The sequence below is a fragment of the Pseudomonas californiensis genome (genome assembly GCF_021147775.1).
Lineage (GTDB): Bacteria > Pseudomonadota > Gammaproteobacteria > Pseudomonadales > Pseudomonadaceae > Aquipseudomonas > Aquipseudomonas californiensis.
On sequence record NZ_JAGTPK010000028.1, the window covers coordinates 1 to 13,307 of the forward strand.

The 13,307-nt window shown below is 60.1% G+C and carries 11 protein-coding genes and 1 pseudogene; 10 read left to right on the top strand and 2 right to left on the bottom strand.

Annotation, left to right across the window (positions count from 1 at the left end; genetic code table 11):
- A pseudogene (locus KDX37_RS21775) lies at positions 1-1,824 on the bottom strand (hypothetical protein); the annotation flags it as partial.
- Between the two features lie 626 nt (positions 1,825-2,450).
- The gene (locus KDX37_RS21780; protein WP_231655095.1) at positions 2,451-3,278 is read right to left on the bottom strand and encodes an HDOD domain-containing protein; all 828 of its coding nucleotides are present in this window, start codon (positions 3,276-3,278) and stop codon (positions 2,451-2,453) included.
- Positions 3,279-3,808: 530 nt separating this feature from the next.
- On the opposite strand from KDX37_RS21780, the gene KDX37_RS21785 reads away from it, so the two are divergent.
- The 10 genes from KDX37_RS21785 (at position 3,809) to phnK (ending at position 13,302) form a co-directional block, all read left to right on the top strand.
- Positions 3,809-5,698 carry a methyl-accepting chemotaxis protein gene (locus KDX37_RS21785; RefSeq protein ID WP_319941712.1) on the top strand — a complete coding sequence of 630 codons (1,890 nt, stop codon included), beginning with the start codon at positions 3,809-3,811 and terminating at the stop codon, positions 5,696-5,698.
- Between the two features lie 237 nt (positions 5,699-5,935).
- The gene (gene phnC, locus KDX37_RS21790) at positions 5,936-6,769 is read left to right on the top strand and encodes a phosphonate ABC transporter ATP-binding protein (protein WP_231655097.1); all 834 of its coding nucleotides are present in this window, start codon (positions 5,936-5,938) and stop codon (positions 6,767-6,769) included.
- Between the two features lie 83 nt (positions 6,770-6,852).
- Positions 6,853-7,860 carry a phosphonate ABC transporter substrate-binding protein gene (gene phnD / locus KDX37_RS21795; protein ID WP_231655098.1) on the top strand — a complete coding sequence of 336 codons (1,008 nt, stop codon included), beginning with the start codon at positions 6,853-6,855 and terminating at the stop codon, positions 7,858-7,860.
- A 70-nt stretch (positions 7,861-7,930) separates the two neighbouring features.
- Positions 7,931-8,719, top strand: a complete 789-nt coding sequence (phnE, locus tag KDX37_RS21800) for a phosphonate ABC transporter, permease protein PhnE (RefSeq protein WP_231655099.1) — start codon at positions 7,931-7,933, stop codon at positions 8,717-8,719.
- A gap of 37 nt (positions 8,720-8,756) precedes the next feature.
- On the top strand, positions 8,757-9,461 hold the full coding sequence (gene phnF / locus KDX37_RS21805; RefSeq protein ID WP_231655100.1) for a phosphonate metabolism transcriptional regulator PhnF: 705 nt from the start codon (positions 8,757-8,759) through the stop codon (positions 9,459-9,461).
- A 14-nt stretch (positions 9,462-9,475) separates the two neighbouring features.
- Positions 9,476-9,940, top strand: coding sequence for a phosphonate C-P lyase system protein PhnG (phnG, locus tag KDX37_RS21810; protein ID WP_231655101.1), 465 nt, complete (start codon positions 9,476-9,478; stop codon positions 9,938-9,940).
- Entirely contained in the window at positions 9,940-10,536 is a 597-nt protein-coding gene (gene phnH / locus KDX37_RS21815; protein ID WP_231655102.1) for a phosphonate C-P lyase system protein PhnH, read from the top strand. Before phnG ends, phnH begins: the two co-directional genes overlap by 1 nt.
- Complete coding sequence (locus tag KDX37_RS21820) at positions 10,536-11,615, top strand: carbon-phosphorus lyase complex subunit PhnI (protein ID WP_231655103.1); 1,080 nt, start codon at positions 10,536-10,538, stop codon at positions 11,613-11,615. Before phnH ends, KDX37_RS21820 begins: the two co-directional genes overlap by 1 nt.
- Positions 11,612-12,484 (top strand): alpha-D-ribose 1-methylphosphonate 5-phosphate C-P-lyase PhnJ, encoded by an 873-nt coding sequence (locus tag KDX37_RS21825; RefSeq protein WP_231655104.1) that lies wholly within the window; start codon positions 11,612-11,614, stop codon positions 12,482-12,484. Before KDX37_RS21820 ends, KDX37_RS21825 begins: the two co-directional genes overlap by 4 nt.
- Positions 12,481-13,302, top strand: coding sequence for a phosphonate C-P lyase system protein PhnK (gene phnK / locus KDX37_RS21830; protein WP_264759343.1), 822 nt, complete (start codon positions 12,481-12,483; stop codon positions 13,300-13,302). Before KDX37_RS21825 ends, phnK begins: the two co-directional genes overlap by 4 nt.
- The last annotated feature ends 5 nt before the right edge of the window (positions 13,303-13,307 follow it).

The window sequence follows — 13,307 nt, forward strand, 5'->3', positions numbered from 1 at the left end:
GTCGCCGAGATTCCTGTCTTGCGTGTCCGGCTGTTTGTAAGGCGCTTCTACCGCTGCCGGCTCGGTCGGGGGCCATAGCATGGCGTGCAGCGCTGACTGTGTATCATCGGCAATACGCGCCAGAAATTTCTGACCCTGGCTGACTGTCGATTCCCACTGGCTCACTTCGGTGACGGCGTCTACGATGTCGCCGCTGGCCGCGAGCGGGTCGACGCCGGATGGCTTGAGGACGATGGCGGCCAGCGTCCGGCTCAGGTCGAACATCGCGGCCACGTACTCAAAGCCTTCCAGGCTCAGATGATCAGCCAGAGTCTGGACCGTTCGGTTCTGTTCCAGCGTTTCAACCAAGGCGTTCTGTGCGCTGAGCATGTGCTGCCAGACCGTGATGCGTTCCACGGCGGCGGTGCAGCGGTTGATGGTTTGCCGGCCTTCCAGCTTGAGCTTTTCAGCAGCCTTGTGCAGTGGGTTCTCGCTGCCGCGAATGGCGCGAGGTATCACCAGTTGCTGGACGAGCAGCGCGCTGGCGTGGTGCGGGTGTTGAATCGCAAGACGGGCGCACAGGCCCAGCAGTTGCTGGTGGGTTTCGAGACGTTGACGCAGGTGACGGATGCGATAGCAGGCATCGTCCAGCAGGACGCCGTACACCTGCCGATGCCGGGCCTTGCTCAACACATCGACGACACTGGGCTGGGCGTTCCACAACGCGGTCGTATCGTTGGGGGGCTGCGGTTCCTGTTCGGTGTCTGACGGCAAGGTGGCGAGCAGCGCGTCGGACACGGCCGTCAGTTCAAGTGCCAGGGTGTTCGGCGGAGCCGTTCCTTCATCTGCCTGGGCAAGGAAGGCCTTCGCCTGTTCCAGTGCAGTGACTGGATACTGGCCCGACAGGTCGCACAGATAAAGCGCCGGATGATCCAGCAAGCGCTCGTAACCGGGTTGTCTGGTGCGCTGAGGGGCGGCCAGTGCGACGGGGAAGGCGTGCAGAACCAGGCTCAGTTTTACCGCGCTGACCGGTGCCAGCAGTATCTGCGCCACCGGGTCCTTGCCATCAAAGCGGGAAAACGCCTTGAGCATGGCGTCGCCTTCCGGCTTGCCTTTGTAGAGGTCGTTGAGGCGTTCGTTCGAGCAGATCAGGTCAGGATTCTGGCAGCGTTGGGCTCGCAAGGTAGCATCCTTTTCCAGGCGCTCAAGGCGCGGCGCGCTGAGCTGTATCTCGGAAAAGCACAACTGCAGGTCCTGCAGGCGGTTGTTGTCCCATCGTGCAGGCAGCCAGATGTCATCAAGTGCGACTCCGCGCGCAGGGCGCTCGTCGTTTGAAAAGCCGTCCTCACTGCGATGCGCGGCCACGTCAATGTCGTGGTAGGTGGTACCGGTCTCGGTGACTCTCACTTCAAGCTCGCGCCAGAGTGTCTGGCGATAAAACACATACACGTAACCGGCGCGGGCCAGCACGGGCGTGCCGAGGTCGTAGACGGTCTTTGAACCGGGCAGTGACACGAACGGCAGCACCGGCACCAGCTGATTGAACTGCGCGCCGATCTGGCGAGGCGTCACGCGCGTGTCGCTCAATAGGGGCAGCCTAAGCGTCGCGCCGTCGACCGTCGCAATGTCCAGATGCAGCTGCGCACCGGCCACGTGGTCCCAGACTTCCAGCAGACAACTGAACCGTTCGTGCTCCAGCGTCTCGGGTTCGGAACGGTAAACAGTTGAGCCATCCGGGCTGGTCAGGATGAGTTTCTGGCTGTCGTCATGATCCTTGCCGACGACCTGAACGATGAACTTGTCGATTTCGCAGCATGGCCCGGCGCTCAGGCTTCCGATTCTCATTGGGTGGACTCGGCGCGGCGATGGTGTCTGCGTGGCGTGAGGTAGCGATCTGTCAGTGATGAGTCGTTGACAAGGCTATGGCTCAGAATGAAATGAACATGATTGATGGCTGCGAACATCCCGATTCCCTTTCGTCTTGACGAGCAATCGCGCTCGTTGAAAGGGAGGGCATAACAAGAACGGTGCCATGTTGTTTTTAACCATTTGAATCAGGGGGTTGTGGTTTTTTAAAGCGTTGGAATGGGGGCTTTTCTAAAAGCGTCTGTCAGCATTGCGCAGCGTTTTGCGCAGTTCGACGAAAGCTTGCGCAGTGTGCTGAAAGTATCGTGGGGCCGCCTGGATGAGCTGCCGGTGGAATGCAGACGGGTAGGTAGGGTGCGCGTTTTCTGCGCACCCACGTACAGGTCTGGAAAGCTCTTTGCCAAGGTCAATCAGCGGCTGATATATCGAGGAGACTCATCGGCGTCTTCGTCAGCACGCTGACCCCAGAGGCTCTATGGAAGTCAGCTTGCTGACGAAAACTTCCGCGCAACCGCGAAATGCCTGGCGGATCTAGCAGCCCTTGCTAAAGCAACAGGAACGCCCCGACAGACTCCTGCATGGAGAGCCCGTCGGCAGGCCAGGACTCAACCCAGCAGTTCTGAAAACGCCTTGTCTGCTTCCAGCACCGCTGGCAGTCCGGCGAACAGCGTGTTCAGGTCGATCCCTTCCATCAGCGGGCCATCGGAAGCCTTCTGGGCTTCAGGGGTTGCGCCACCGTGGGCTTCCAGTGCATCGGAAATCACGATGGCCTGCGCAACAATGCGTGGCAAGGGTGGAGCGTCCGGAGCTTGCATAGGGTTGGCCTGGTAGGCAATCGCCTGCTGAATCACATTTGGCAGGTGCCAGCGGCGCGCCAGTTCGGCGCCGACTTCCGGGTAGCCGAAGCCGAGTTGCAGTGTTTCGCTGGCCACGCGCCCAGGGGTCCCGGCTTTCGCCGCACTGTTCAAGCGTTCGGCCACTTCGGGCGCGCCGGTCTGGATCAGCAATTCACCGATGTTGTGCATCACCCCGCAGGTAAACGCGATTTCCGGATCGGTGCCGGTCTGCTTGGCCAGCATTCTGCAAATGCCCGCGACCTGAAAACTCTTCAGCCAGAAGCCCTTGAGGTCGAAGCTCGGGCCAGCCTTGAAGGCGCCAGTTACCGCTGAGGCCATCACCAGTGTGCGCAGGGTGTTGAAACCCAGACGCATGGCAGCATCTTCGATACTCGATGAATCACGAGAGCCGCGAAACCGCGCCGAGTTGGCCAGACGCAGCACCTTGGCGGCGATTACCGGGTCCTTTTCGATATTTCGGGCAATGCCTTCAACGTTGGAGGAGGGGTTATCGAACTGCAGCATGAGATCCTGAGCGACTTTGGGGATGCTCGGAAGACTGTGCAAATCGTCAAACAGCTTTTCAATGCTCATCATGATGGGGACCATCCTCTACACGGCGGGATGAATTGACCATAGCCAGTTTTTTCCACTCTGCACGCCCGATGATCAATTGTGGGAGATGCCTCTCATCGGGACGAAAAAAAATAATAAAAGGCTGTCGGTTTCTGGCCGATATAGCGTTTTGAGGACATTCGAAAGTAACGGTGCCGGTTTAAAAAGGGCCTGAATAACCGTATCGGATTGGTGGATATTATGGATCCCATCGTTAAACAATACCGGGATTAAAAAGGACAAAGGGTATTCGTTGATTTACTTGTACGGTTCCCACAAGCGATTGATAAATACCGTTGATCATTCCTTTACGAACTTCGTGTACTCCTACTGGATGATAGCTTTATGATATCTGGTCTGTAAGGCTCGCCCTAGAGGGCTGCAGCGGCACGGAAGTGGGTGTTGTGTGCGTTTTATGTTCTGTTCCGTACAAAACGGTACAACCTTTTGAAGTGTGTCTGTCGGTCCTGGGATCGTCCCTGTGCGTTTTTACCGTGGAAGTATGATTGATGATGAAAAACCTGGGTTTCAGCAAAAAAATTCTTTTGGCCGCTGCCCTGATCGTAGTGGTCGCTTTCAGTGTGTTTATTGTCATAAACGACTATCGACAACGTCAGTCATTGAAATCCAGTGTGTTGTCCGAGTTGCAACAACTCGGTAGCCTGACCACGCAAAATATTCAGACCTGGCTCGAAAGCCGCATTCAGTTGCTGCAGTCCATGTCCCAGCAGGTTGCGCTGGATGGCAAGGAGCTGCCGCAGTTGCAGCGCGCCATCGGTCTGGCGACTTACGCCGATAACTTCCAGCTCAGCTATTTCGGTAGCACCGAAGGCGTGATGTTCTCGGTCCCTGCAGGTAACCGCGCGGCTGACTATGACCCTCGAGCGCGTGGCTGGTACAAGGCTGCGCAGAATGCGCCGGGCACCATCGTGACCGAACCCTACATCGCCGCATCTTCCGGCAAGCTGGTGATGACGCTGGCGACGCCGGTCAAGATCCAGAACCAGTTTGCCGGTGTCGCCGGTGCGGATATCTCGCTGGACAGCGTCACCAAAATCATCAACTCGCTGAATTTCGGTGGTCATGGCTACGCGTTTCTGGTGAGCGCCGAAGGCAAGATTCTGGTGCACCCGGACAGCAAGCTGGTGTTGAAGAACATTAGCGAAGCCTATCCGACCAATACGCCGAAAATCGCCACCGGGGTGACTGAAATCGATTCCGGCAACAAGCCGGAAATCATCTCGTTCACTCCCGTGCAGGGCGTATCGACCGCCAACTGGTACGTGGCACTGGTGCTTGAGCAGGACGCCGCGTATTCGATGCTCAGCGAGTTCCGCGCTTCGGCCATCACGGCGATGGTCGTTGTGGTCGTGGTGATCATTCTGCTGTTGGGCTTGTTGATCCGAGTGCTGATGCAGCCGCTGCACCAGATGGGCCGAGCCATGCGCGACATCGCAGACGGTGAAGGTGATCTGACCAAGCGTCTGGCGATTACCTCTCAGGACGAATTCGGCGCCTTGGCCGAGTCCTTCAACCATTTTGTCGAGCGGATTCACACCTCGATTCGCGAAGTAGCATCGACCGCTGCACAACTGGGTGAAGTGGCGACCCGTGTGGTCAAGGTGTCGAACGCGTCAATGAGCAACTCGGATCAGCAGGCCAACCGCACCGAAAGCGTGGCGGCGGCGATCAACGAATTGGGCGCTGCGGCGCAGGAAATCGCCCAGAACGCGGCGCGCACCTCGCAACAGTCCAGTGACGCCAGCGAGCTGGCCGGTGACGGTCAGAGCGTGGTGCAGCAGACCATCAAGGCGATGAACGAGCTGTCGGGCAAGATCAGTGAGTCGTGCGTGAACATCGAGAGCCTGAATGGCAAGACTGCCAACATCGGACAGATCCTTGAAGTGATCACCAGCATTTCTCAGCAGACCAACCTGCTGGCGCTCAACGCTGCGATTGAGGCTGCGCGTGCAGGTGAAGCAGGGCGCGGATTTGCAGTAGTAGCCGATGAAGTACGTAACCTGGCGCACCGGACTCAGGATTCGGCGCAGCAAGTGCAGACCATGATCGAAGAGCTGCAGGTCGGTGCTCGCGAGGCGGTGATCAACATGACCGAAAGCCAGCGCCAGAGTGAGGACAGCGTGGGCATTGCCAACCGTGCAGGCGAGCGTCTGGGCAGCGTGACGCGTCGTATCGACGAGATCAACGGCATGAACCAGTCTGTGGCAGCAGCTACCGAAGAGCAGACGTCGGTGGTGGAATCGATCAACGTCGACATCACCCACATCAACACCCTCAACCAGTTGGGTGTCGATAATCTGCGCCAGACCCTGGAAGCCTGCAATTCACTGGAAGAACAGGCTGCACGTTTGCAACAACTGGTGGGCAGCTTCCGTATCTGATGTAACGAGGCAGCACCACGGCCCCTGCCAGTCAACGCTGGCAGGGGCCGTTGCGTTTCTAAGATCCTGTTGTTTGCCCCTTGCGGTTTTCAGCTGCGTTGCGCCATTGCAACAGTCTCTGCGAAAAACTGTTATGGCTTCGTCATGACCGCTTCATGCGTCTGCAACAACACCGGTCCAGTCTGGCTGACAACCGAATACGACCTGCACCGGGTTGTGTAAAGACCGAGAACGTCCATGAACGCAGCGATTCATGTTGAGGGGTTGAACAAGACCTTTTCGCGCAAAAGCGCTTTGGTTGACCTCGCGTTGTCTATACAACCCGGCGAAATGGTCGCACTGATCGGCGCGTCAGGCTCTGGCAAGTCAACCCTGCTGCGGCATCTGGCCGGCTTGGCCTGTTGCGACCGCAGCAATGGCGGTCAAGTGCGAGTGCTGGGTCGTGAGGTTCAGGCATCGGGCCGTCTCAATGGTCAGGTTCGCCGATTGCGTGCTGACATTGGCTATATATTTCAGCAGTTCAATCTGGTCAATCGGCTGAGTGTTCTGGACAACGTGCTGTTGGGTTGCCTGGGGCGCATGCCGCGCTGGCGCGGCAATCTGGCGTTGTTCAATCGTGAAGAAAAGCAGCGCGCAATGGCCTCGCTGGATCGTGTTGGACTGGCCGATCTTGCCGCTCAGCGCGCGTCGACGCTCTCCGGTGGTCAGCAGCAACGGGTGGCGATTGCCAGGGCACTGACCCAGCGCGCCGAAGTGATTCTTGCGGACGAGCCCATTGCTTCGCTGGACCCGGAGTCCGCGCGCCGGGTGATGGAAATCCTCGCTGACATTCATCGCCGTGATGGCAAGACCGTGGTCGTGACCCTGCATCAGGTCGACTACGCGATGCGCTATTGCCCGCGTGCCGTGGCCCTCAAGGACGGACGGATTCACTTTGACGGGGCGGCGAAACACCTCACGCCTTCGTTCCTCAATGACCTGTATGGCGCGGATCAGGACATGGGGCTGGTCAGCGTCGACAAGGCGCTGCCTGTTGCGAAGGTCTCGCGACTGGTGCTGGCCAAGGCATGACGCCTGTTTTGTCAGCCCGCTGCTATTGATACCCAAAAAAACACACACAGCCATCGCATGAACCTCACCTCAGGAGTGCTTGCATGTTCAACCGTATCGGTCGCGTCCTCGCGTCTGCCGCTTTGCTGACCGCCTGTGCGCTGGGCTCTGTCCACGCAGAAGAGAAAGTCATCAATTTCGGCATCATGTCCACCGAGTCGTCGCAGAACCTCAAAAGCATCTGGCAGCCGTTTCTCGACGACATGAGCAAGAAAACCGGCCTCAAGGTCAACGCCACGTTTGCGTCCGACTACGCAGGCCTCATCCAGGGCATGCGCTTCAACAAGGTCGATGTGGCATGGCTGGGCAACAAGGCGGCCATGGAAGCGGTGGATCGCTCCAACGGCGAAATCTTCGCCCAGACCTCGGCTGCCAACGGCGCTGCCGGTTACTGGAGCCTGCTGATCGTGCGCAAGGACAGCCCGATCAATTCAGTCGAAGACATGCTCAAGAATGCCAAGAGCCTGACTTTCGGCAACGGCGACCCGAATTCGACATCCGGCTATCTGGTGCCGGGCTATTACGTTTTCGCCAAGAACAACGTCGATGCGTCCACTGCGTTCAAACGCACGCTGAACTCCAGTCATGAGGTCAATGCACTGAGCGTGGCCAAAGGACAACTGGACGTGGCGACCTTCAATACCGAAAGCTGGGACCGTCTGGCCGTGACTCAGCCGGACAAGGTCGAGCTGCTCAAGGTGATCTGGAAGTCGCCATTGATCCCGGCCGATCCCATGGTCTGGAGCAAAGCGCTGTCGGAGGAGAACAAAGCCAAAATCCGTGAATTCTTCGCTTCTTATGGCAATACCGATGAAGAAAAGACCGTGCTCAAGAACATGCAACTGGGCAAGTTCCTGACCTCCAGCGACGACCAACTGTTGCCGATTCGCCAGCTTGAACTGTTCAAGCAGCGCACCGAAGTGGTGGCCAGCACGACCCTGGATGCTCAGGAGAAAGCGGCGCGTCTGAAAACCATCGACGCCAGCCTCAGCAAGCTGCAGGACCGCATCACCGAGCTGAACCAGAAGACGGCTAGCAGTACCGCCGGCTGATACCTGAGCCCGATCGTCCCGGGCGCGATCAGTTCGGTCGCGCCCGCCCAGCCGCTATCAGGACACTGTCATGAACACTCACGTTGCATACGTCGACCCCATCGGCAAGCGCACCTGGCCTCAATACCTGGGCTGGGGGCTGTTTCTGGCGGCACTGGCCTGGGCCTGGCAGGGCGCCGAAATGAACCCGATGACGCTGTTCCGCGACTCGGCCAACATGGCGACCTTCGCGTCCGACTTCTTCCCGCCGGACTTCCGCGAATGGCGCAGCTACCTCAAGGAAATGCTGGTCACGATCCAGATCGCCCTGTGGGGCACGGTGCTGGCGATCGTCTGTTCGGTGCCGCTGGGCATCCTCTGCGCCGAAAACATCACGCCCTGGTGGATTCACTTGCCGCTGCGTCGCTGCATGGACGCCTTTCGCTCCATCAACGAAATGGTGTTCGCCATGCTGTTTGTGGTCGCGGTCGGTCTTGGGCCATTCGCCGGGGTGCTGGCGTTGTGGATCAGTACCACCGGGGTGCTGGCCAAACTCTTCGCCGAGGCTGTCGAGGCCATTGAACCGGGACCCGTCGAAGGCGTACGTGCCACCGGTGCCAGCGCCTTGCAGGAAGTGATCTACGGCGTGATTCCGCAGGTGATGCCGCTGTGGATCTCCTACGCTCTCTATCGGTTCGAGTCCAACGTGCGCTCGGCAACGGTGGTGGGGATGGTCGGTGCTGGGGGGATCGGCGTGATCCTCTGGGAAAACATCCGCGCTTTTGCCTTCGTCCAGACCAGCGCGGTGTTGCTGGTAATCATCGTCGTCGTCAGCGTGATCGACATTGTCTCGCAGCGCTTGCGCAAGCAATTCATCTGACCGGAGAGGGGTGTCCCGCAGGGCACTTTTTTTAGCCATGCAGTTGTCTAGACAAATCGAACCGATGTACCGCGAGCTGGCGCACACACTGCGCGCAGAGCTGGCGGCCTATCAACCGGGTGATTACCTGCCCGCCGAGTTTCAGCTTGCCGAGCGCTTCAGCGTCAACCGTCACACCTTGCGCCGCGCCGTGGACGAACTGGTCCGCGAAGGCAGTGTTTTACGCCGCCAGGGTAAGGGCACGCAGGTGCTGGAGCGTCCGCTGATCTATCCGATGCAGGCGGACAGCGCTTACAGCCAGTCGCTGTCGGCGCAGGGCATTGGCGTCGACGCCATCCTGTTGCTGCGTCGCGAAAGCCTGGCGGGCGCTGAGGACATCGAGCATCTCGGCCTGACCGAGCGTATGTCAGTGGTCGAGCTACAGACCTTGCGCAAGCTCGACGGCCAGCCGGTCAGCCTGATTCGCCATCGCTACAGCGACCATTACCGCGCGCTGTTGGCCGATTACCACGGCGGTTCGTTGCGCCAGTACCTCGCCGAGCGTGACCTGCCATTGACGCGCAAACAAAGCCTGATCGGTGCACGGCTGCCGAACCGGGAAGAGGCGGGGCTGTTGCTGATGCCCCGGCATATGCCCGCGCTGACCGTGCTGACGGTTTCGTGTGACCGGTCCGGGCACCCGGTGGAGCTTTCCTGGTCCACCAGCCGCAGCGACCGATTCCAGTACCAAGTGACCATCTGATGCAGAGGTTATCCATGCAAATAAATCCTGAAACACTGGCGCGACAGCGCTGGATGGGCGTGCTCGCCCGCGCTCATGTCGATGAGCCGAGCCGCGAGCGGTTGAGTCGTCACGAAGCCGCCCTGCGCGACATCGACTCGCAGATGATCCGCGCCCCGGAAATCGGCATGAGCCTGGTGCGCGGCCGCATGGGCGGTACCGGTGCTGCGTTCAACCTGGGTGAAATGACCGTGACGCGGTGCGTGGTGCGTCTGGCCGACGGGCGCACCGGTTACAGCTACCTGGCCGGGCGCGACAAACGACACGCCGAACTGGCAGCTCTTGCCGACGCCCATCTGCAAGGCACGCAGCAAGCCTGGTGGCTGGCCGAGCTGATCGAGCCGCTGGCCGAGGCTCAAGCGCTGCGCCAAGCGCGCAAGGACGCTGAAACCGCTGCCACCAAAGTTGAGTTCTTTACCCTGGTTCGAGGAGAAGACTGATGAATGCTGCCCTGTTACAACCTGCCTTCGCTGACCCTGTCCTAGATGCCCAGCGCAGTTTTCGGACGGCCCTGAAAGCACTGGCCGGGCCCGGCGTCGTCCAGGTGCTGCAGACCGCACACCAGCCGCCCGCGTTGGCGGGGCTGGACAGTGCGACCCATGCCCTGTGCCTGGCGTTGCTGGATCTGGACACGCCAGTCTGGCTGGCTCCTGCGTTCGATACGGCGGCGATCCGCGCCAACCTGTCGTTCCATTGCGGTTGCCCGATAGTCGGCGACCGACACAAGGCCCGCTTTGCGCTGCTTGATGCCTCGGTGGCGCAAGACCTGGACGGCTTCGACCTGGGCAATGACCGTTACCCGGATCAGTCGTGCACATTGTTGATTCAGCTGTCTGGGCTGGTGGGCGGCCCGGCGTTCACGTGGAGCGGGCCCGGCATTGAACATCAGCACCGGGTCGCCTTGCCGCTGGGTGCCGGTTTCTGGGCCGAGCGTGAGGCGCGCAACGATTTTCCGCGCGGTCTGGACGTGTTTTTCCTGGCCGGCAGCCAGCTACTGGGCCTGCCGCGCAGCACTCGCGTGCAGGAGTGTGCCTGATGTACGTCGCGGTCAAGGGTGGCGAACAGGCCATCGACAATGCACACCGCCTGCTGGCGCGCAAACGCCGTGGCGACACAGCGGTTGCCGAACTGGACGTTGAACAGATCCGCCAGCAGTTGCCGCTGGCCGTCGCACGGGTCATGACCGAGGGTTCGCTCTACGACGAACAACTCGCCGCGCTGGCGATCAAGCAGTCGGCCGGGGATTTGGTAGAGGCGATCTTTCTGCTGCGTGCCTACCGCACGACCCTCACGCGTTTCTGCGCCAGTCAGCCGATCGAGACGTCTGATATGCACCTCAGTCGCCGCCTGTCTGCCACATTCAAGGATGTTCCGGGCGGTCAGTTGCTGGGGCCAACGTTCGACTACACCCATCGCCTGCTGGACTTTGCCTTGCTGGCTGAAGGCGAGCATTCAGGACCGCCCGTGAACCCGGCCGCGACACTGGAGCCATGCCCGCGAGTGCTCGGCCTGCTGGCCAAGGAAGGGCTGATCAAGCCCGAAGTCGATGACGGCGAACCTGTCGCCGACATTACTCGTGAACCCCTGGAGTACCCGGCCAGCCGTGCTCAGCGCTTGCAGGCGCTGGCGCGCGGCGATGAGGGGTTTCTGCTGGCGCTGGGCTATTCGACCCAGCGCGGTTACGGCCGCAACCATCCGTTCGCTGGCGAGATTCGCATCGGCGACGTCGAGGTCTGGATCGAGCCAGAAGAACTGGGCTTCCCCATCTTGATCGGCGACATCGAAATCACCGAGTGCGAGATGATCAATCAGTTTGTCGGCTCGGCCACTGAGCCGCCGCAATTCACTCGCGGCTACGGTCTGGCGTTCGGCAACGCAGAACGCAAGGCCATGGGCATGGCGTTGGTTGACCGGTCGTTGCGCGCTGAAGAATTCAACGAGGAAATCCAGTCGCCTGCACAACAGGAAGAGTTCGTGCTGGCGCACTGCGACAACGTTGAAGCCGCCGGTTTTGTCTCGCACCTCAAGCTGCCGCACTACGTGGATTTCCAGTCCGAACTGGGACTGATCCGCACGCTGCGCAAGCCTTCAGCGCCCCCGGAGAATACGCAATGAACGCCCCAGAACAGCCGCTTGCGCGGGACACTGCCTACAACTTCGCTTACCTGGATGAACAGACCAAACGCATGATCCGCCGCGGCCTGCTCAAGGCTGTGGCAATCCCCGGTTATCAGGTGCCGTTCGGCGGGCGGGAAATGCCGCTGCCTTATGGCTGGGGCACTGGCGGCATGCAGCTGACCGCAGCGATTCTTGGCGCTGATGATGTGCTCAAGGTCATCGATCAGGGCGCTGATGACACCACCAATGCGGTCTCGATCCGACGCTTCTTTGCGCGCACGGCGGGCATCGCCACCACCGAACGCACGCCCGAGGCGACTGTGATCCAGACCCGCCACCGCATCCCGGAAACGCCGCTGCATGCGGATCAGATTCTTGTGTATCAAGTGCCGATTCCCGAGCCGCTGCGCTTCATCGAACCGTCGGAAACCGAAACCCGCACCATGCATGCGCTGGATGATTACGGCGTCATGCACGTCAAGCTTTACGAAGACATTGCCACCTTCGGCCATATCGCCACCAGTTATGCCTACCCAGTGATGGTCGACGAGCGCTACGTGATGGACCCGTCGCCGATCCCCAAATTCGACAACCCCAAACTGCACATGAGCCCTGCGTTGATGCTGTTCGGCGCGGGACGTGAAAAGCGCCTTTACGCGGTCCCGCCTTTCACCCGCGTGGTGAGCCTGGATTTTGAAGATCACCCATTCGAGGTACAACGCTGGGAGCATTGCTGCGCAATCTGTGGCAGCCATGACTCCTACCTCGATGAGCTGATCCTGGATGATCTCGGCACCCAACGTTTCGTTTGCTCCGACACCGATTACTGCGCCCAACGGGTCAACCAGCAGGAGAACGGCCAATGATCAGCGCGTTGTCAGTCAACCCCGTGCCCGATGCACATGCGCAGCGAGTCGAACCACTGCTCAAGGTTCAGGGCCTGACCCGGCTGTATGGCCCGGAAAAAGGCTGCCAGGACGTCAGCTTCGAGCTGTATCCCGGCGAGGTCCTGGGCATTGTCGGCGAGTCCGGCTCAGGCAAGTCTACGTTGCTTTCACTGCTCAGCGGCCGTTGCCCGCCCGATCGGGGCCGTATCGATTATCGCGGCAAGGACGGTGAATGGTTCGACCTGTACAGCGCCAGCGAAGCCCGGCGGCGTACCCTGTTGCGCACCGAGTGGGGCTTTGTCGAACAGAACCCGCGCGACGGGCTGCGCATGGGCGTGTCGGCAGGGGCCAATATCGGCGAGCGACTGATGGCTCAGGGTGTACGCAATTATCAGCAACTGCGCGGCGCGGCGCTGGACTGGCTGAGTCAGGTGGAGATCGACCCGCTGCGCATAGACGACCTGCCGCGCAGCTTTTCCGGCGGCATGCAACAACGCCTTCAGATTGCCCGCAATCTGGTGTCTGGTCCTCGGCTGGTGTTCATGGATGAGCCCACCGGTGGCCTCGACGTATCGGTGCAGGCGCGATTGCTCGACCTGTTGCGCGGGCTGGTGCGCGAACTTGATCTGGCGGTGGTCATCGTCACCCATGACCTTGCGGTAGCGCGGCTGCTGGCTGACCGCCTGATGGTCATGCGCCGCTCGCACGTGGTAGAGGCGGGCCTGACCGATCAGATTCTCGATGACCCGCAGCATCCATATTCCCAATTGCTGGTGTCCTCGGTATTGCAGCCATGAACCGA